At 62.1% G+C, this 19,151-nt stretch carries 18 protein-coding genes; 10 read left to right on the top strand and 8 right to left on the bottom strand.

Going from position 1 to position 19,151, the window contains the following annotated elements:
- Positions 1-4: 4 nt before the first annotated feature.
- Positions 5-910, bottom strand: a complete 906-nt coding sequence (locus G1E_RS09130) for a LysR substrate-binding domain-containing protein (protein ID WP_161891645.1) — start codon at positions 908-910, stop codon at positions 5-7.
- A gap of 182 nt (positions 911-1,092) precedes the next feature.
- On the opposite strand from G1E_RS09130, the gene aspA reads away from it, so the two are divergent.
- The 4 genes from aspA to G1E_RS09150 all read left to right on the top strand — a co-directional run bounded on the left by aspA (position 1,093) and on the right by G1E_RS09150 (position 6,054).
- Positions 1,093-2,517 carry an aspartate ammonia-lyase gene (gene aspA / locus G1E_RS09135; RefSeq protein ID WP_029886441.1) on the top strand — a complete coding sequence of 475 codons (1,425 nt, stop codon included), beginning with the start codon at positions 1,093-1,095 and terminating at the stop codon, positions 2,515-2,517.
- A gap of 234 nt (positions 2,518-2,751) precedes the next feature.
- Positions 2,752-3,744 (top strand): AraC family transcriptional regulator, encoded by a 993-nt coding sequence (locus tag G1E_RS09140; RefSeq protein WP_047149778.1) that lies wholly within the window; start codon positions 2,752-2,754, stop codon positions 3,742-3,744.
- Between the two features lie 163 nt (positions 3,745-3,907).
- Entirely contained in the window at positions 3,908-4,951 is a 1,044-nt protein-coding gene (locus G1E_RS09145; protein ID WP_009684493.1) for a histone deacetylase family protein, read from the top strand.
- Entirely contained in the window at positions 4,951-6,054 is a 1,104-nt protein-coding gene (locus G1E_RS09150) for a polyamine ABC transporter substrate-binding protein (protein WP_009684492.1), read from the top strand. The genes G1E_RS09145 and G1E_RS09150 overlap by 1 nt, the downstream gene beginning before the upstream one ends.
- Before the next feature lie 122 nt (positions 6,055-6,176).
- Here the strand turns inward: G1E_RS09150 and G1E_RS09155 are convergent, their stop codons facing one another.
- The gene (locus tag G1E_RS09155; protein WP_009684491.1) at positions 6,177-7,709 is read right to left on the bottom strand and encodes a PLP-dependent aminotransferase family protein; all 1,533 of its coding nucleotides are present in this window, start codon (positions 7,707-7,709) and stop codon (positions 6,177-6,179) included.
- Between the two features lie 90 nt (positions 7,710-7,799).
- On the opposite strand from G1E_RS09155, the gene G1E_RS09160 reads away from it, so the two are divergent.
- From G1E_RS09160 to G1E_RS09170, 3 genes are read left to right on the top strand one after another with little or no spacing between them, the layout of a single operon-like run.
- A complete protein-coding gene (locus G1E_RS09160; RefSeq protein ID WP_047149779.1) occupies positions 7,800-8,429 on the top strand; it encodes an FMN-binding negative transcriptional regulator in 630 nt (209 codons plus the stop codon).
- A 12-nt stretch (positions 8,430-8,441) separates the two neighbouring features.
- Positions 8,442-8,888 (top strand): GNAT family N-acetyltransferase, encoded by a 447-nt coding sequence (locus G1E_RS09165; RefSeq protein ID WP_009684489.1) that lies wholly within the window; start codon positions 8,442-8,444, stop codon positions 8,886-8,888.
- 5 nt (positions 8,889-8,893) lie between these two features.
- On the top strand, positions 8,894-9,565 hold the full coding sequence (locus G1E_RS09170) for a GNAT family N-acetyltransferase (protein ID WP_009684488.1): 672 nt from the start codon (positions 8,894-8,896) through the stop codon (positions 9,563-9,565).
- A gap of 48 nt (positions 9,566-9,613) precedes the next feature.
- On the opposite strand, the gene G1E_RS09175 is transcribed toward G1E_RS09170, so the two are convergent.
- The 4 genes from G1E_RS09175 to G1E_RS09190 form a co-directional block, all read right to left on the bottom strand.
- A complete protein-coding gene (locus G1E_RS09175) occupies positions 9,614-9,892 on the bottom strand; it encodes a helix-turn-helix domain-containing protein (protein ID WP_009684487.1) in 279 nt (92 codons plus the stop codon).
- Complete coding sequence (locus tag G1E_RS09180; RefSeq protein ID WP_009684486.1) at positions 9,889-11,214, bottom strand: type II toxin-antitoxin system HipA family toxin; 1,326 nt, start codon at positions 11,212-11,214, stop codon at positions 9,889-9,891. The genes G1E_RS09175 and G1E_RS09180 overlap by 4 nt, the downstream gene beginning before the upstream one ends.
- Before the next feature lie 214 nt (positions 11,215-11,428).
- Positions 11,429-13,237: a sodium-extruding oxaloacetate decarboxylase subunit alpha gene (oadA, locus tag G1E_RS09185; RefSeq protein WP_047149780.1), complete on the bottom strand. Its 1,809-nt coding sequence runs from the start codon at positions 13,235-13,237 to the stop codon at positions 11,429-11,431.
- A 98-nt stretch (positions 13,238-13,335) separates the two neighbouring features.
- Positions 13,336-14,751 (bottom strand): acetyl-CoA carboxylase biotin carboxylase subunit, encoded by a 1,416-nt coding sequence (locus G1E_RS09190; RefSeq protein WP_009684483.1) that lies wholly within the window; start codon positions 14,749-14,751, stop codon positions 13,336-13,338.
- Positions 14,752-14,955: 204 nt separating this feature from the next.
- Here G1E_RS09190 and G1E_RS09195 point away from each other — a divergent pair, with 204 nt between their 5' ends.
- Positions 14,956-15,903, top strand: a complete 948-nt coding sequence (locus G1E_RS09195) for a LysR family transcriptional regulator (protein WP_165944129.1) — start codon at positions 14,956-14,958, stop codon at positions 15,901-15,903.
- Here G1E_RS09195 and G1E_RS29355 read toward each other — a convergent pair.
- A complete protein-coding gene (locus G1E_RS29355) occupies positions 15,845-16,063 on the bottom strand; it encodes a PA3496 family putative envelope integrity protein (RefSeq protein ID WP_082437917.1) in 219 nt (72 codons plus the stop codon). The two genes, G1E_RS09195 and G1E_RS29355, sit on opposite strands and share 59 nt — an antisense overlap.
- Positions 16,064-16,266: 203 nt before the next feature.
- Positions 16,267-17,133: a transcriptional regulator HexR gene (gene hexR / locus G1E_RS09200; protein ID WP_009683527.1), complete on the bottom strand. Its 867-nt coding sequence runs from the start codon at positions 17,131-17,133 to the stop codon at positions 16,267-16,269.
- A 103-nt stretch (positions 17,134-17,236) separates the two neighbouring features.
- Here hexR and zwf point away from each other — a divergent pair, with 103 nt between their 5' ends.
- Positions 17,237-18,679, top strand: coding sequence for a glucose-6-phosphate dehydrogenase (zwf, locus tag G1E_RS09205; RefSeq protein WP_029886452.1), 1,443 nt, complete (start codon positions 17,237-17,239; stop codon positions 18,677-18,679).
- An 88-nt stretch (positions 18,680-18,767) separates the two neighbouring features.
- Complete coding sequence (locus G1E_RS09210; protein ID WP_009683530.1) at positions 18,768-19,076, top strand: hypothetical protein; 309 nt, start codon at positions 18,768-18,770, stop codon at positions 19,074-19,076.
- The last annotated feature ends 75 nt before the right edge of the window (positions 19,077-19,151 follow it).

The following is a 19,151-nucleotide window of genomic DNA, read 5'->3' on the forward strand; positions in this document are numbered from 1 at the left end:
AGGCTCACTCCGGCGCAGGCGTATTTTCCAGCTTGCGCCAAAGTAGCCGCACATTGGCCTTGCGCACCAACGCGCAGCGGTACAGGCGGATTTCCAGTGGTACGTGCCACTGGCTGCCTCCGCAGATCGCCAACTCACCGCGTTCCAGCTCGCCCCGCATCGAAAGCCGGGGCACCCAGGCAATGCCCATGCCTTCCAGCGCCATGCTCTTCAGGCTGTCTGCCATGGCGGTTTCGTAGACGGTGGTATACCGCACATTGCGCTGGCGCAGCAGCAGGTTGACCGACCGCCCGAGGAAGGCCCCGGCGGTATAAGCCAGCAGTGGCACGCTACTTTCACCTTCCAGGTCGAACATGGGCCTGCCGTCGGCGCCCACCGCGCATACCGGCACCATTTCGGTATTGCCCATGTGCAGCGACGGGAAAATCTCGGCATCCATCTGCAAGGCGGCGTCTGGGTCGTAGAACGCCAGCATCAGGTCGCAGCCGCCCTCGCGCAGTGCATGCACGGCATCCCCTACGTTAGTCGCAACTAGGCGGGTGGCGATATTCAGGCCGTCATTACGCAGCTGTGCCACCCAACGCGGGAAAAAGCCCGACGCCAACGAGTGCGCTGCAGCCACCTGAATGACCTCCCCCTGGCCACCCTCAAGGTGATGCAAATGGCGGAGAATTTCGCCCAACTGGTCGACAACCGTGCGCGCCGTAACCAGAAACAGCTGCCCGGCCTCGGTCAGCTCTATCGGCGTGCGGGAACGGTTGACCAGTTGCAGGCCCAACGCTGCCTCAAGGCTGCGGATACGCCGGCTGAAGGCCGGTTGGGTGACGAAGCGCCGCTCTGCCGCCTGGGAAAAACTGCGGGTGGCGGCCAGCGCACTGAAATCTTCCAGCCATTTGCTTTCAAGGTTCACGAAGCACATCTCCCGTCGTGCACCAAAATGGAACACGCTCGAATTTCGATTGGCGTCACATGAATCACTATGCCGTTTGTGCATAGGTTAGCGTGCAACAGCATTGGCCGCAAAATCCCCTTAAGGCCTAGGATTGGCGCCATTCCGGCATGTGCCGGGTCAACATCGAGATGATATACATCATGTCCGCTGCTGCATCGTTCCGCGTCGAAAAAGATCTGTTGGGCACCCTGGAAGTACCTGCCGATGCTTACTACGGCATCCAGACCCTGCGCGCTGCCAACAACTTCCACCTCTCCGGTGTTCCGCTGTCGCACTACCCGAAACTGGTAGTGGGCCTGGCGATGGTCAAGCAGGCTGCTGCCGACGCCAACCGTGAGCTGGGGCACCTGAGCGATGCCAAGCATGCTGCCATCAGCGCCGCCTGCGGCCGCCTGATCAAGGGCGACTACCACGAGCAGTTCGTGGTCGACATGATCCAGGGTGGCGCCGGTACGTCCACCAACATGAACGCGAACGAAGTCATCGCCAACATCGCGCTGGAGGCCATGGGCCACCAGAAGGGTGAGTACCAGTACCTGCACCCGAACAACGATGTGAACATGGCGCAGTCGACCAACGACGCCTACCCGACGGCCATTCGCCTGGGCCTGCTGCTGGGTCACGACGCCCTGCTGGCCAGCCTCGAAAGCCTGATCCAGGCATTCGCCGCCAAAGGCAAGGAATTCGACCACGTACTGAAGATGGGCCGCACCCAGCTGCAGGACGCCGTGCCGATGACCCTGGGCCAGGAATTCCGTGCCTTCGCCACCACCATGACCGAAGACCTGCAGCGCCTGCGCTCGCTGGCGCCGGAGCTGCTGACCGAAATCAACTTGGGCGGTACCGCCATCGGCACCGGCATCAACGCCGACCCTGGCTACCAGGCCCTGGCCGTACAACGCCTGGCAATCATCAGCGGCCAGCCGCTGGTACCGGCTGCCGACCTGATCGAAGCCACCTCCGACATGGGTGCCTTCGTGCTGTTCTCCGGCATGCTCAAGCGCACCGCGGTCAAGCTGTCGAAAATCTGCAACGACCTGCGCCTGCTGTCCAGCGGCCCACGCACCGGCATCAACGAAATCAACCTGCCAGCGCGTCAGCCAGGCAGTTCGATCATGCCAGGCAAGGTCAACCCGGTGATCCCGGAAGCCGTCAACCAAGTCGCCTTCGCCATCATGGGCAACGACCTGGCCCTGACCGTTGCTGCCGAAGGTGGCCAGCTGCAGCTGAACGTCATGGAGCCGCTGATCGCCTACAAGATCTTCGACTCGATCCGCCTGCTGCAACGCGCCATGGACATGCTGCGCGAGCACTGCATCGTCGGCATCACCGCCAACGAGCAGCGCTGCCGTGAGCTGGTCGAACACTCGATCGGCCTGGTCACCGCCCTGAACCCATACATCGGCTACGAAAACGCCACCCGTATCGCCCGCGTTGCCCTGGAAACCGGCCGCGGCGTGCTGGAACTGGTGCGTGAAGAGAAGCTGCTGGACGAAGCGATGCTCAACGACATCCTGCGTCCGGAAAACATGATCGCGCCACGCCTGGTTCCGCTGAAGGCGTAACCGGCTGCTGCACACTGTCTCACCAGGTTAAGGGACTAGACACCTCTCAACCTTTCCAAGCCCGGGCTTATGCACCGGGCTTTTTTTTGCCTGCTGGCTTGCGCAGGCGCGTGCCCTGCCTACACCGGTAGACGTGGGAGCGGCCTGGCGCCGCAAAGGGGCTGCACTGCGGCCTTTGAATATCGGCACACAACTTGCTCCATAATGTGTTCCAGGCCCACGGGATTACCCAGCATGCTGCACAGCCACCTGACCACCCTCAACGCGGTTTCGCTGATACTCAACGTCTTCCAGGCAGACGGTGCTGAGGCTTCGGCGCTGCTCGCCGGTAGCGGCATTGGCCCGGCAGACCTGGGGCACGCCGACGCGCGCATCACCACACAGCAGGAACTGCAAGTGTGTGCCAACGCCGTGGCCCGGCGCGAAGACATCGGCCTGGAGCTGGGCCAGCGCATGCATGTGTCGTGCTATGGCATGCTCGGTTACGCCCTGCTCTCCAGTGCCACTTTGGGTGACGCCCTGCGCCTGGCGCTTCAGTATCCGGCACTGCTGGGAACAGTCTTCTCGCTGCGCTTGCGCGACGATGGCCAACGCGTCTGGTTCAGCGCCAGCGAGTACCACGACAACCCGGCATTGAGCGCTTTCAATGCCGAGTTCTGCCTGGTTTCGCTGAAAGTCATCTGTGACGACCTGCTTGGCCGCCCATTGCCGCTGCTGGAGGCACGCTTCGAGCACCCTCGGCCTGACTACCATGCACGCTATGCCGGTGCGTTCCAGTGCCCAGTGGTGTTTGCGGCGCAAGACAATGCCTTTGCCTTCGAGCGGCGCTGGCTGGATACGCCGCTGCCGTTGGCTGACCCGATCACCCACAAAGCCATGAGCGAACGCTGCCGGCGCCTGAACCTGGAATTCACGGGTCGCCAGGCCTGGCTGGGGCGGATTCGCCAGTTGCTTACGCAACAACTGGACGCCGCGCCAGGGCTGGACGGGCTGGCACGGCAGATGAACTGCTCGTCGCGCACGTTGCGCCGGCATTTGCAGGCGCTGGGTAGCAGTTACCAGCAGTTGCTGGACGAACTGCGGTTCGAGCGGGCCAAGCAGTTGCTGGCCGATGAGCAGATGCCAATCTACCGCATTGCCGAAACCCTGGGGTTCAGCGAAACGGCCAGTTTCCGGCATGCCTTTCAGCGTTGGAGTGGTGTAGCGCCCAGCCATTTCCGCGGCTGACCTGTGCTGGCTGCTTCGCGGGCTCGCCCGCGAAGCAGCCAGCACAGGAAAACCCGGCCATAGAGCTTGGCCACATCGATCCCCTTTTGGCCAGTTGCGTCGTTCTCCGCCACTGGCCCACCGCTGAAAATGGCCCCACGCCAGTCCCTACCGGAGAACAACAATGCTGACGATCTATTCCGATGATCACCGCCTGCACCATGGCCGCTGCGAGCTGATCGACGGCAAGCTGATGCCGTGTTTCGAAATGCCCTCGCGCGCTGACCATGTGCTCGACCAGGTCAAAAAACGCAACCTCGGTGACGTCCAGGGCCCTACCGACTTCGGCCGCGCGCCCTTGCTGCGCATCCACAGCGCCGACTACCTGGACTTTTTCGAAGGCGCCTGGGCGCGCTGGGCGGCGCTGGGCCAGGAAGGCGACCTGCTGCCGTTCACCTGGCCTGCACGCACCTTGCGCCAGGTAAAACCTACCGGCCTGCACGGCGAGTTGGGCTATTACAGCTTCGATGCCGGTGCGCCGATCACCGCCGGCACCTGGCAGGCGGCCTACAGTGCCGCCCAGGTCGCCCTCACCGCCCAGGCAGCGATCCAGCAAGGCGCGCATAGCGCCTTTGCCCTGTGCCGCCCACCAGGGCACCACGCCGCCGGCGAAGTGATGGGTGGCTACTGCTACCTGAATAACGCCGCCATCGCCGCCCAGGCATTCCTCGACCAGGGTCGGCGCAAGGTTGCCATCCTCGATGTCGACTACCACCACGGCAATGGCACCCAGGACATCTTCTACCGCCGCAACGATGTGTTCTTCGCTTCGATCCACGGCGACCCGCAAGACGAATTCCCGTTCTTTCTCGGCTATGCCGACGAAACCGGCGAAGGCGTCGGCGAGGGCTGCAACATCAACTATCCGCTGCCCGCCGGCAGCGACTGGTCTGCCTGGAGCGCTGCCCTGGAAGAGGCTTGCCAGCGCATCGCCAGCTATGATGCCGACGTACTGGTGGTCTCCCTGGGTGTGGACACCTTCAAGGATGACCCGATCTCGCAATTCAAGCTGGACAGCCCCGACTACCTGGAAATGGGCAAGCGTATCGGCCAGCTTGGCAAGCCGACCCTGTTCGTGATGGAAGGCGGCTACGCTGTGGAAGAAATTGGTATCAACGCAGTCAATGTGCTGGAAGGTTTCCAGCGCGCCCAGCCAGGAGCCCGGTAATGGCCCGACTCAAGCGTCTGCTCGCCCCGTTCATCGCTGCCACCCTGTTCACCGGTGCCCTGCAGGCGCACGCCGAGCAGCGCACCCTGCGTGTGTATAACTGGTTCGACTACATCACCCCGCAGACCTTGACCGATTTCCAGAAGGACAGCGGCGTCAAGCTGATCTACGACATCTTCGACACCAACGAAGCGCTGGAGGCCAAATTGCTCACCGGCAACTCCGGCTATGACGTGGTGGTGCCGTCCAACGTATTCCTCGCCAAGCAGATCGAGGCCGGGGTGTTCCAGCCGCTGGATCGCAGCAAGCTGCCGAACTGGCAACACCTGGACCCTGCGCTGATGAAGCTGATCGAGGCCAACGACCCAGGCAACAAGTTTGCCGTGCCCTATATGTATGGCACCGTGCTGATCGGCTTCAACCCGGCCAAGGTCAAGGCCGCGCTCGGCGATAACGCGCCGGTGGACAGCTGGGACCTGATCTTCAAGGAAGAGAACATCGCCAAGCTCAAGCAGTGCGGGGTAGCGCTGCTCGACTCGCCGTCGGAGATCCTGCCGCTGGCCCTGCAGTACCTCGGCCTGCCACCGAACAGCGATAATCCGGCCGACTACAAGAAGGCCGAAGCGCTGATGCTGAAGATTCGCCCGTACATCACCTACTTCCACTCCTCGAAGTACATGGCTGACATGGCCAATGGGGATATCTGCGTGGCGGTGGGTTACAGCGGCAGCTTCTCGCAGGCTGCCAACCGCGCCCGCGAAGCGAAAAATGGTGTGACGGTCGACATGCGCCTGCCGAAGGAAGGCGCGCCGATCTGGTTCGACATGCTGGCGATTCCGAAGAATGCCGCCAACCCGGCAGACGCCCATGCATTCATCAACTACCTGCTGCGGCCCGAGGTGATTGCGCCGATCAGCGATTTTGTCGGCTACCCGAACCCCAACAAGGATGCCACCGACAAGGTGAGCCCTGCGATTCGCAACAACCCCAACCTGTACCCGACGGCGGAGGCGATGGCCAAGCTTTACACGCTCAAGCCGTTGCAGCGCGATGCGGAGCGGGCGCGAACCCGGGCCTGGACGCGGATCAAGTCGGGGACCTGACGCAGTTGGGGCTGCCTTGCAGCCCTTCGCGGGTGAACCCGCTCCTACAGGATATGCGCCGCACCTGAGACCACCCGGCCATACCTGTGGGGGCGGGTTTACCCGCGAAGAGGCAGGCAGCCTCAACCCTTGCGCCACGCCTTGCGCAATTTCATCAATGCCGCGGCAATCTCACCCTCCGGGACTGCGGCAAACCCCAGCACCAGACCTGCACGCTTATCCACAGGCACTTCGCTGTCGGCCAGCCAGAAATTGCTCAATGCTGCCACTTCAACGCCGACCGCCTCTGCCTTGGCCACCAGCGCCTGTTCACGCGCAAAGTTATCCACAGACACCTTTACGTGCAGCCCAGCAGCCACTTCGGGCATGCTGCCCAGCCCGGCAATATCCACAGGCCAGCCGGCCTTGAGCACATTGCGCCGGCTCAACGCCGCTTTGCGCATGCGGCGAATATGCCGCTGGAAATGCCCACGGGCCATGAACTCGGCCATCACACACTGGCTGCTGACCTCCGAATGCCGTACTGCCAACGCCTTACCCTGGCTGAAGGCCTGTGCCAACTGCGCCGGCAATACCAGGTAACCCAAGCGCAGCGCCGGGAAGGCGATCTTGCCGAAGGTGCCCACGTACAACACACGGCCGGCCCGGTCGAGTGCAGCCAGCGGGGCCAGGGGCGCGCCACTGTAACGGTACTCGCCATCGTAGTCGTCCTCGATGATCCAGCCATCGTTGCGTTCTGCCCAGCCCAGCAACGCCAGGCGCCGGGGCAGGCTCATGGTTACCCCGGTCGGGTACTGATGGGCGGGCGTGACATAGGCCAACCGGCAATCCGGCAACCGGCCCAACCGTGCGCACTCCATACCCTCTTCATCCACCGGCACGCCGGCGACCTCAGCACCCGCCATTGAAAAGGCGTGCGCCGCCGCCCGGTAGCCCGGGTTTTCCACAGCCACCCGGTCGCCGGGCTGCAACAGCAACTGTGCACAAAGGCTTATGGCCTGCTGCGCGCCACTGGTGATCACTATTTGCTCAGCGGTACAGGTCAACCCCCGCGAGCGCCGCAAGTAGGCAGCGATCAACTCGCGCAGTGCCGGTTCACCCGCCGGGTCGCCATAACCCAGCTGTGCAGGCGCAGGGTTACGCCAGAAACCCGCTTGCAGCTTGGCCCAAACGTCGAAGGGGAACAGATCGAAGGCAGGTATCCCCAAACGAAAAGCCCGCGGCGCGCCCTGTTTGGGGGGCGGCAGATGGTGATTTTTCAGGCGCTGCAAAGGCTCGCTCCAGCTGTGCTGGCTGGATAAATCCTCAGTATTTTCCTGGCCAAATGTGGATAAACCTGTTGATAACCCCCGGTATAACCCTGTGGACAGTTGTGTGGATAGTTTCGGCAGCCGGGTTACGTAGGTGCCGTCACCGACTCGGCTTTCGATATAGCCCTCCGCGTACAACTGGTCATACGCGCGCACCACGCTGTTGCGCGACAGCCCCAGCACGGCTGCCAGGTCGCGGGTGGCAGGCAGCCGTGTGCCGCTGCACAGCCGCCCGTCGAGCACCCGCTCGCGTAGCGCCTGGTAAAGCTGCTGGCTCAACCCGCGGCGGCGATCCAGCGAAATCCCGGCCGGGTCGAAAGGCAGGATGAGGGGCTTTTCGTGCATGGCATTGGACCTATGAAAACAGGCAGTAATGGCTCTTACCCAGAACCATTAGCCTGCCTAGGATGGGACCATTCGACAAGGACTCAGGCCATGTACAACAGTAAGCCTCACCAGGAACACGACCTCGCCCGGCTGCAGCGGCACATGCTCGACACGCGTCTGGCCGTGCTGGTCAGCCATGGCGAGCAGGGCCTGCTGGCCACCCACTTGCCGGTGCTGCTCGACCCCGCAGAAGGCGAGTTCGGCACCGTGTACGCCCACTTGGCCAGGGCCAACCGCCAGTGGCAGGACTTGGCGCAGGGGGCCGAAGCGCTGCTGGTGTTTCCCGGGGCCGATGCCTATGTCAGCCCCGGTTACTACCCAAGCAAGGCCGATAACCCCAGGGTGGTGCCAACCTGGAATTACCTGGCTGTGCACGCCTATGGTGTAGCCGACGTGATCCACGACGCCGAGCCATTGCTGGCAATTGTCAGCCGGCTCACCGACCGCCATGAGCACGGCCGCAGTGAGCCGTGGCAGGTGAGCGATGCGCCCGCCGACTACATCGACGGCATGCTCCGCGCCATTGTTGGCATTCGCCTGCCGATCCAGCGGTTGCAAGGCGCGCGCAAGCTGAGCCAGAACCGCGCTGAGCAGGACATTGCCGGCGTGCGCGAAAGCCTGAGCGCCAGCCCCGATCACCTGGACAACCAACTTGCCGCGCACATGCGCCTTCTGTGAAGGAGTAGCCCAATGCCCAGCGTTACCCTGTGCCCTGTCACCGCTCAAGATCACGCCGCCTGGCATGCCTTGTGGCAGGCCTACCTGCACTTCTACGAAACCGAACTGGCCGATGACGTCAGCCTCAGTACCTGGCAGCGCCTGCTCGACCCCAACGAGCCAACCCATTCGGCCCTGGCCTGGGTAGATGGCATGGCCGTGGGCATGGTCAACTTCATCTACCACCGCTCCAACTGGAGCATCGAAAATGCCTGCTACCTGCAGGACCTTTACGTGCACAGCGCACAGCGGGGCCTGGGCATCGGTCGCCAGCTGATCGAACATGTCTATGCTGCAGCCAAGGCCGACAACTGCAACAAGGTGCACTGGCTGACCCACGAAACCAACGCCACCGCCATCAGCCTGTACGAGCAGGTTGCCGAGCGCCCGGGCTTCATCCAATTCCGCAAAGGGTTGTAGGCCACATGACTGACGCACTGCACTGGAAACCCGCCGCATCCCCCAAGGCCGAGCCCATCGACGGGCGCTTCATCCGCCTGGAAAAACTCGACCCGGTGCGCCACGGCGACGACCTTTGGGCTGCCCTGCAAGGCCCGGGCGCCGACCCGGTACTGTGGGACTACCTGCCCTACGGCCCGTTTACCGAACGCGCTGCCTTCGACCGCTGGCTGCAAGGTAACGCCGCCGGCCACGACCCGCTGTATTTCACCGTGATCGACCGCGCCAGCGGCAAGGCTCAGGGCATCCTCAGCCTGATGTCGATCGTGCCTGATCATGGCCGCATCGAGATCGGCCACATCGCCTTCGGCGCGCCCATGCAGCGCACACCCAGGAGTACCGAGGCCGTCTACCTGCTGGCCAAGCTGAGCTTCGCACTCGGGAACCGCCGCCTGGAATGGAAGTGCAATAACGCTAATGCCCGCTCCAAGCGTGCAGCGCAGCGGTTCGGGTTCGTCTTTGAAGGGGTGTTCCGCAAGCACCTGGTGGTGAAGGACCACAACCGTGATACGGCGTGGTACTCGATTACCGATGATGAGTGGCCGCAGGTGGCGGCTGGCTTCGAGCGGTGGTTGAGTACCGAGAACCAGCGCCCGCAAGGGCAGGCACGAACACTTGAGGCCTGCCGCAGGAGCTGACCTGCACAACCGGTCACGGGCTCACGGGCCTGTGATCGGTGCAGTGGCTTACCTGATCAGACTCGCGCGCCTGACAACCCCCATCTGCAAGCCAAATGGCTTGAACACGGCGTTCAACGAGTTCAGCGTGGGGTTACCACCGCCCTGCTCGATCTGGATCAGCGTACGCACGGAAATCTTGCACATGCGTGCAAACTGAGTCTGCTGCATCTTCGCCACCTCCACACGCAGCCGCCGCACGGCAGCACCCAGCTCAAGACTGCCGTTGGCGATACCTTCGCGTACTCCGTCGATCAGCAGCCCACGGGCATCGATGGAAACCGTCATGCCAACCCCCATTCAACCATCCGGCGCTCAAGCCTGCCCAGCGCAATTGCCGGGTGATTCATCACCGCATCAGGCAGCCCCAGGGCGGACAAGATATCCGGCAATGCCAACAGGTGCCGGGCATCCAGCCGCAGACGCTCAAAAGCTTCGCCCGGGTCGACAAATTCGGCCAGTGCAGCACAGGCAGCCTGCCAGTCGATATCGCCAGCCCGCTCTATCGAGGCTGGCCACTTCGTCGTTCGCGTTATCCCTTCCTGATCCATCACCATCGGTGCAAGGTCGTAGATCGGTGCGAGGCGCACGGTGTCACGGGTACGGATGATCGCAGTGTTACGCCCGTGGTTATCGGCATTACCCAGGATCTTGTTGATCAGGTCGCGCCGCAGATAATCGGCAACCAGGTCAGGCAGCTGCCTACCCTGCCCGGCCAGTTTCCACACCACGGCAAGCGCCTCAATCGCCTCCAGGTGCCCCATTCGGCTGCCAGGCTCGGTCACGCCACACAGGGAGTACATCGACTCCACGGCAAAGCGTTGCACACCCTGCGCGCAAACCTGCCGGTCGAAGCGTTCCAGCCACAGGCTGGGCTTGGAGCCTTCTTCCAGCGCCATGTATTCAGTGGCCACCGTTTCGATGCCAAGCTGCTGCAACGCCTTGTAGTAGAGATACTCGGCCCGCAGTATCTGCTGATCATCAGCCAGTGCCTGGTTCCTGGCGAACTTGATGAACCAGTGACGCCGGGCACGTTCATCCGCCAGCACCGCGTCGGGATACAACAGGCCGTTTTCTGCCTCGGTCATCAACAGCTTTGGCGCCTCCCCACCGGCGCCTGTCGCGCCACCGATGGCCGCACCTCGCTCATAGGCGTATTCGAGAAACCGTTGATCGCGGGTGATCACATCCTGACGGGCAAACCCGATGGGGTCGGCATAATCCAGTAGCTCAGCCGACTCCTTGATGCGCAGGTTGCCGATTGGCGCCGGAGTGGACCGCCCCAGGAGAAACAGGTCATCCCCCATGCCTTCTGGTTTCTCACGGCCGATATGCCGGAGCAGGAAGCGCTTGGCGGCACCGGCGGGCGCGATGTCGTAAAGGAACGCGGGAGCATGCTGCAGACGATGAGAACCAAAATCCACCGGCAGCCTCGCGCTTGCCGCCTGGCAGAACAGGCTGTCGTATGCCTCCAGATGGGTTTTGACGTACTCGGAGGTATAGCCGAACTCGCAGGGGCTGGAGAGGCCCTTTTCAGGCTCGACAAAGGCGATGGCAACAGCATCATGCCACTGCGCCTGATCATGGAGTTGAAGCGTGAGTCTGTACATGGTGCACCTGCAATTTACCGCATGCGGACAACCGACTCGGTCGATGAATCTGCATCATAGTGCAGATTCCCTGATGTTTCAGTGTGAATTCTGCAATTTAATGCAGATATGGACCAAGATTCACGCTATTCCTGCATTAAAATGCATATTCAACCTCAAAAAAAGGGGAGCATCCGCTCCCCAGAGGTAAACCGCTTGTAGACGAGGGCCTGTATCAGCCCTCGATTTCGATCAGGATCTCGCCCGGTGTAACGCGATCGCCCTTGGCCACGTGGATGGCCACGACCTTGCCGGCGATGGCCGCCTGCACTTCGGTCTCCATCTTCATGGCTTCGGTGATCAGCACCGCCTGGCCTGCCTTGACCATGTCACCTTCCTTGACCAGCACATCGACGATGTTGCCGGGCATGGTGGTGCTGACGTGGCCTGGGGCGCTGGCCTGCTTGCGCTTGCTGCTGCCGCCGCCGACAAACTCGTTGAGCGGCTCGAACACCACCTCTTCCGGCATGCCATCGATCGACAGGTAGAAGTGGCGTTTGCCTTCGGCCTTCACACCCACACCGGTGATGTCGACGCGGTATGTTTCACCGTGCACATCGATGACGAATTCGGTCGGTACGCCTTCACCGCCTGGGGCGGCAGCCACACCGGCTTCCGGAATCGGCAGCAGCGCTTCCGGAGTAAGGGTGCCGGCTTCGCGCTCTTCGAGGAATTTACGCCCGATATCCGGGAACATGGCGAAGGTCAGCACGTCTTCTTCGCACCGGGCCAAGGCACCGATATCGCCACGCAGCTTGGTCATCTCCGGCTTGAGCAGATCGGCCGGGCGCACGTCGATCACCTCTTCGCTGCCGATGGCCTGGCGGCGCAACTGCTCGTTGACTACGCCCGGGGCCTTGCCGTAGCCGCCCTGCAGGTAAAGCTTCACCTCGTTGGTGATGGTCTTGTAACGCTCGCCGGCCAGCACGTTGAAGAACGCCTGGGTACCGACAATCTGCGAGGTCGGGGTGACCAGCGGCGGGAAACCAAGGTCTTCGCGGACCCGCGGAATCTCGGCCAGCACCTCGTTCATGCGGTTGAGGGCGCCCTGCTCCTTGAGCTGGTTGGCCAGGTTGGAAATCATCCCGCCGGGAACCTGGTTGACCTGCACGCGGGTGTCCACCGCGGTGAATTCGCTTTCGAACTGGTGGTATTTCTTGCGCACCGCGTAGAAGTACAGGCCGATTTCCTGCAACAGCTCCAAGTCCAGGCCGGTGTCGAACTCACTGCCTTTGAGCGCAGCGACCATCGATTCGGTACCTGGGTGGCTGGTGCCCCAGGCGAAGCTGGAAATGGCGGTGTCGATGTGATCGGCGCCGTTTTCCACTGCCTTGAGCTGGCACATGGCAGCCAGGCCAGCCGTGTCGTGGGAGTGGATGAACACCGGCAGCGACTGCTCGGCCTTCAGGGCCTTGACCAGTTCACCGGTGGCGAACGGCGTCAGCAAGCCGGCCATGTCCTTGATCGCGATCGAGTCGCAACCCATGGCCTCCATCTGCTTGGCCTGGTTCACGAAGGCTTCGATGGTGTGCACCGGGCTGACGGTGTAGGCAATGGTGCCCTGGGCGTGCTTGCCAGCGGCCTTGACCGCTTCGATGGCCACGCGCAGGTTACGCACATCGTTCATGGCGTCGAAAATACGGAATACATCGATGCCGTTGACTGCCGCCTTGGCCACGAAGGCCCTGACCACGTCGTCGCTGTAGTGGCGGTAGCCCAGCAGGTTCTGGCCGCGCAGGAGCATTTGCAGGCGGGTGTTGGGCAGCGCAGCGCGCAGCTTGCGCAGGCGCTCCCACGGGTCTTCCTTGAGGAAGCGCACGCAGGCGTCGAAGGTGGCACCGCCCCACACTTCCAGCGACCAGTAGCCGACCTTGTCGAGCTTTTCGCAGATCGGCAGCATGTCTTCGGTACGCATGCGGGTGGCCAGCAAGGACTGGTGGGCGTCGCGCAGGATCGTGTCGGTTACGTGAATTTTCTTGGACATTGTTATCTCCTCGTAGCGGCAAGCTTGAAGCTACAAGCTGCTAGAAAAAGCTGATCTGCTTCTACTTGCAGCTTGCCGCTTACAGCTTGCTGCTGCATTCATAGGCCTGCGTGGGCGGCGATGGCAGCGGCGATGGCCAAGGCCAGCTCTTCGGGTTTGCGCTTGATCGAGTAGTTGGTCAGTTCAGGGTGGCTTTCGACGAAGCTGGTGTTGAACTGGCCGCTACGGAATTCCGGGTTACGCAAAATTTCCTGGTAGTACGCAGCGGTGGTCTTCACCCCTTGTACACGCATGTCATCCAGGGCCCGCAGGCCGCGGTCCATGGCTTCTTCCCAGGTCAGCGCCCAGACCACCAGTTTCAGGCACATGGAGTCGTAGAACGGTGGAATGGTGTAGCCGGTATAAATCGCCGTGTCGGTGCGCACGCCCGGGCCGCCAGGGGCGTAGTACCGGGTGATCTTGCCGAAGCTGGGCAGGAAGTTGTTTTTCGGGTCTTCGGCGTTGATACGGAACTGCAACGCGTAGCCGCGGTGGTGGATGTCTTCCTGCTTCACCGACAACGGCAAGCCTGAAGCAATACGGATCTGTTCACGGACGATGTCGATGCCGGTGATTTCCTCGGTGATGGTGTGCTCCACCTGCACCCGGGTGTTCATTTCCATGAAGTACACCTCGCCATCGGCGAGCAGGAACTCCACGGTGCCGGCGTTTTCGTAGTCCACTGCCTTGGCTGCACGCACCGCCAGGTCGCCAATATAGGCGCGCTGCTCAGGGGTGAGCTGTGGGCTTGGGGCGATTTCGATGAGCTTCTGGTTGCGGCGCTGGATCGAGCAGTCGCGCTCGAACAGGTGCACCACATTGCCGAAGCTGTCACCGAGAATCTGCGCCTCGATGTGCTTGGGGTTGACGATGCACTTTTCCAGGAAGACTTCGGCCGAGCCAAATGCCTTGGTTGCTTCGGAAATGACCCGCGGGAAGTTCTGCTCCAGTTCTTCACGGCTGTTGCAACGGCGGATACCACGGCCACCGCCACCCGAAGTGGCCTTGAGCATGACCGGGTAACCGATGCGGTCACCTTCGCTCAGGGCTTCGTGGATATCGGCAACGTTACCTTCGGTGCCCGGGGTCACCGGCACACCGGCGGCGATCATGGTACGGCGTGCTTCGGTCTTGTCGCCCATGCGGCGAATCACGTCGGCGGCCGGGCCAATGAACTTGATCCCGCGTTCGGCGCAAATTTCTGCCAGCTCGGCATTTTCCGACAGGAAGCCATAGCCCGGGTGCAGGGCATCGCAACCGGTTTCCACCGCCAGGTTCACCAGTTTGCGCGGGTTCAGGTACCCGGCCAGCGGCTCGGCACCAATGCTGTGCGCCTCGTCGGCACGCTTGACGTGCAGGGCGTGGCGGTCGGCGTCGGAATAGATCGCAACCGAGCGAATGCCCATCTCGGCGCATGCACGCACGATCCGAACTGCGATTTCACCTCGGTTGGCGATCAGGATTTTTTTTATCACTGGAGTCTTCCCAAAGCCGTAGGAACTGTCGAGCCGGTTCTACCGGTCGGCGCGTGACCAGACGTTGCTGGCCAGTCGCGTATTCACCCTAGCGCTGTAGGTTGATAAACAAAAATCAATATTTGTTAGGGGCTGTATTAGCAAAAGCTTATAGTTGGGTAACAAGGTATTGCCGATGAGCCGACAACTATGCGTAAGTCCTTGATGCGTATGACTTTACGACAATTGCAGATCTTCAACGAAGTGTGTGATTTGCGTTCGTACAGCCGCGCTGCGGAAGAAATGGCGCTCACACAACCCGCCGTTAGTCTACAGATCCGGCAGCTCGAAGAGCTGATAGGCCAGCCACTGTTCGAGTACGTTGGCAAGAAGCTCTACCTGACCGAAGCAGCCGAGGCCCTGCAGCGTGCCAGCCGGGATATCTTCGGCCGGCTGGAGAGCCTGGATATGCAGCTGTCGGACATGCAGGGCTCATTGCAAGGTCAGTTGAAGCTGGCGGTCGAGTCGAGTGCCAAGTACTTCGTTCCGCACTTGTTCGCGGCCTTCAAGCAACGTCACCCGGAGGTCAACCTGACCTTGACGGTGGTCAACCGTGCCCAGGCCATTCGGCGGCTTTCCGACAACCGCGATGACCTGATCATCATGTCCATGGTGCCCCAGGACATGGGCCTGGAGTTTCTGCCTTTCCTCAACAACCCGATCGTGGCCGTGGCGCCGCCACAGCATCCGCTGTGCAAGCTGGAGCAGCTGCGCCTGCAGGATCTGGAACCTCATACCCTGCTGGTCCGCGAGCAAGGCTCAGGGACGCGCAAGGCGTGCGAGGAGTACTTCAAGGACAAGCGTGTGCATTTCACCCAGACCCTGGAAGTGGCGTCGGCCGATGCCCAACGCGAATGCGTGATCGCAGGTCTCGGGGTGGCGTTGCTGACCCGCCACGCGGTGAACCTGGAACTGGCCACCGGCGTGCTGACCGAACTGCCGGTGGAAGAGCTGCCCCTGTACCGCAGCTGGTGCGTGGTGCAGGCCAAGGCCAAGCGCCAGTCGCCGGTGGCCTTGGCGTTTCTGGCGTTCATCCGCGGCGAACGTGCGCTGATCAGCGGGCTTGTTGAACGTTTTTCGGGGAGGCTGACGCAGACGCGTGCCACACCGTGAGCGCCTGCAGGTCTGGGTAGTCCGCCAGCTCGCGGAGCAATTGACGCTGGTCGCAATAGCTCTCGATCGCCCGCCGGTATTCCATGCGACGCTGATCCTTTTCCTGCTGCTTGCGAGCCTTGGCGCTGGGTTGATACGTACCGTCGAAGTCACGAGCCATTGCCTGTCTCCCAGATAGGATGCGGGAGCTTCAGACTGGCCTGGCAGGTTTACGGTTTAGCGGTGAAATGGTGACAAAACAGTGAAATCTGCTTTGCCGGTGCCGGCCCCTTCGCGGGCTTGCCCGCTCCCACAGGCATTGTGCCAATTGCACAGTACCTGTGGGACCGGGCAAGCCCGCGAAGGGGCCGGCACAGACTGAATTCAGTCGTCTGTAGCCTTGATCGACTTGGGCGACAAACGCAGGCTGCGCAAACTGCGTTTCACGCTTTTCAGGTGGTTGACCAGGCTCGGCCCACGCGCCATGGCCACACCCATGGCCAGTACGTCGATCACCACCAGGTGGGCAATGCGCGAGGTCAACGGGGTATAGATTTCGGTGTCTTCATGCACGTCGATCGCCAGGTTGACCGTCGACAACTCGGCCAGCGGTGTCTGGCTGGGGCACAGGGTAATCAGGTTGGCCCCGCTCTCGCGTACCAGGTTGGCGGTGATCAACAGGTCCTTGGAGCGGCCGGACTGGGAGATACACACGGCCACATCGCCCGGCTTCAAGGTCACCGCCGACATGGCCTGCATGTGCGGGTCGGAATACGCCGCCGCGCTCAGCAGCAGGCGAAAGAACTTGTGCTGAGCATCTGCCGCTACAGCTCCCGAGGCACCAAAGCCGTAGAACTCCACACGCTGAGCCTGCGCCATGGCGCTCACCGCCTGCTGCAGCGCCAGCGGGTCGAGGTGCTCGCGCACCTCCATCAGGGTGTGCAGGGTGGTGTCGAAGATTTTCAGGCTGTAGTCGGCGACCGAGTCGTCTTCGTGGATGGCGAACTGGCCGAAGCTGGCCCCGGCGGCCAGGCTCTGCGCCAGCTTCAGCTTGAGGTCCTGAAAGCCCGTGCAACCGATGGCCCTGCAGAAACGCACGATGGTGGGTTCGCTGATACCTACGCTGTGCGCCAGGTCGGCCATGGAGCTGTGCATGACGGCAGCCGGGTCGAGCAGCACGTGGTCGGCCACTTTCAGTTCCGATTTGCGCAGCAGGTGGCGCGATTGGGCGATATGTTGCAACAGATTCACGGGCTGGACTCGGTTATGATCGGCTGGCCGGGTTGTAGCTTTCTTGTAGTTATACTACATGGACGCCAACCCGCCCAGTTAAACGAACGTGGAGAGTGGCGGTTTGACTATTCCTTGCGACATTCTGGTATTCGGCGGCACCGGCGATCTGGCCCTGCACAAACTGCTTCCGGCGCTCTACCACCTGTTCCGCGAGGCCCGCCTCAACCCTGCAGTACGCGTCATCGCACTGGCCCGCCGCAACCTGCCACGCAATGACTACCTGAAGCTCGCCGAGCGCCACTGCCGGGCACAGGTTGCCCGTACCGACTTTGACGAAGAAGTGTGGCAGCGTTTTTCCGCACGCCTCGACTACTTCCCCATGGACGCGTCACAGAGCGCCGATTTCGGCCGCCTGGCGCGCTACCTGGGTGAACCCGGCGGGCTCACGCGCATCTTCTACCTGGCCACCGCACCCAAGCTGTTCGTCCCCATTGCCAACCACCTGCACACCGCCGGCCTGGCCGACGGCGAAGCACGCATCGTGCTGGAGAAGCCGATCGGCCACTCGCTGGAGTCGGCCACCGCCATCAACGAAGCGATTGGCGCGGTGTTCGAAGAATTCCAGGTATTTCGTATCGACCACTACCTGGGCAAGGAAACCGTGCAAAACCTGATGGCGCTGCGCTTTGCCAACGCCCTACTGGAGCCGGTGTGGCGCAACAACCAGGTCGATCACGTGCAGATCAGCGTGTGCGAAACCCTGGGTGTAGAGAACCGGGGCGGCTATTACGACAAGGCCGGCGCGATCCGCGACATGCTGCAAAACCATTTGCTGCAGTTGCTGTGCCTGGTGGCCATGGAGCCACCTGCGCAGTTCGAGGCCGAAGCGGTACGCGATGAAAAAGTGAAGATACTGCGCGCGCTCAAGCCGATCACTGGCCAGGACGTGCAGGACAAGACGGTCCGTGGCCAATACGGCCCGGGGCGCATCGGCGGCCAGGAAGTGCCGGCCTATTACTTCGAAAAAGACGTCGACAATGACAGCGACACCGAAACGTTCATCGCCATCGAGGCACACATCGACAACTGGCGCTGGGCTGGGGTGCCGTTTTACCTGCGCACGGGCAAGCGCATGGCACGGCGCTCGTCGCAAATCGTCATTCAGTTCAAGCCGGTGCCCCATGAGCTGTTCAACGGTGGCCAGGTGAACCAGCTGCTGATCCAGTTGCAACCAGAGGAACGCATCAGCCTGCGCATGATGACCAAAAGCCCAGGTAAGGGCATGCGCCTTGAGCCGGTCGACCTCGACCTGAACCTGGCCCAGGTTTTCAGCCAGACCCGCCGCTGGGAGGCTTACGAGCGCCTGTTACTGGATGTGCTGGAGGGCGACTCCACGCTGTTCATGCGCCGTGATGAAGTAGAAGCCGCCTGGGCCTGGATCGACCCCGTGATCAAGGGCTGTGAAGAACACTTCCAGGCCCCACGCCCGTATGCGGCTGGCAGCAACGGGCCAGAGCAGGCTACCAGCCTGCTGGCACGCCATGGCAGGGTCTGGCATAGCTGAAAAGTTTCATGCTGTGGCTGGGCTGGGGCTTGTTGCAGGCTCTGGTCGGAAGGCGCATTTCGCCCTTCGTACTAATGGAGCTGCAGACATGATCAACAGCAAGAACTGGAAAGCCCAACATGACAGGATGCCCCCAGGGGCGCGGGTGCGGGTTGCAGGTTCCGTCACCGTCGCCAACCCTGGCGTCGACCCCGTGCTGGTCAAGCGCGACGGGCAACCGGGTACCCTGGCCCTGGACCTGGAATTGAAATCGGAAGGCGGCAGCTTCATCCAGGTGTTGTGTGACAAGGAGGTGCATTTCGAGATGCCAACCGGCGCTGAAGCCATCGCCAGCGTGGAAATTTTCCACGAAGGCGCGCTGCTTGCCGAGATCGACGAAATCCTGATCACTGCTTGATTTCGCTGACAACCGCCACGTCGGCTTGCACGCCCGGCGCGGCGGCCTTGCGCATGCACCGTTCGGCGCTTGGGC

This window comes from Pseudomonas sp. TJI-51 (assembly GCF_000190455.2).
Taxonomy (GTDB): domain Bacteria; phylum Pseudomonadota; class Gammaproteobacteria; order Pseudomonadales; family Pseudomonadaceae; genus Aquipseudomonas; species Aquipseudomonas juntendi.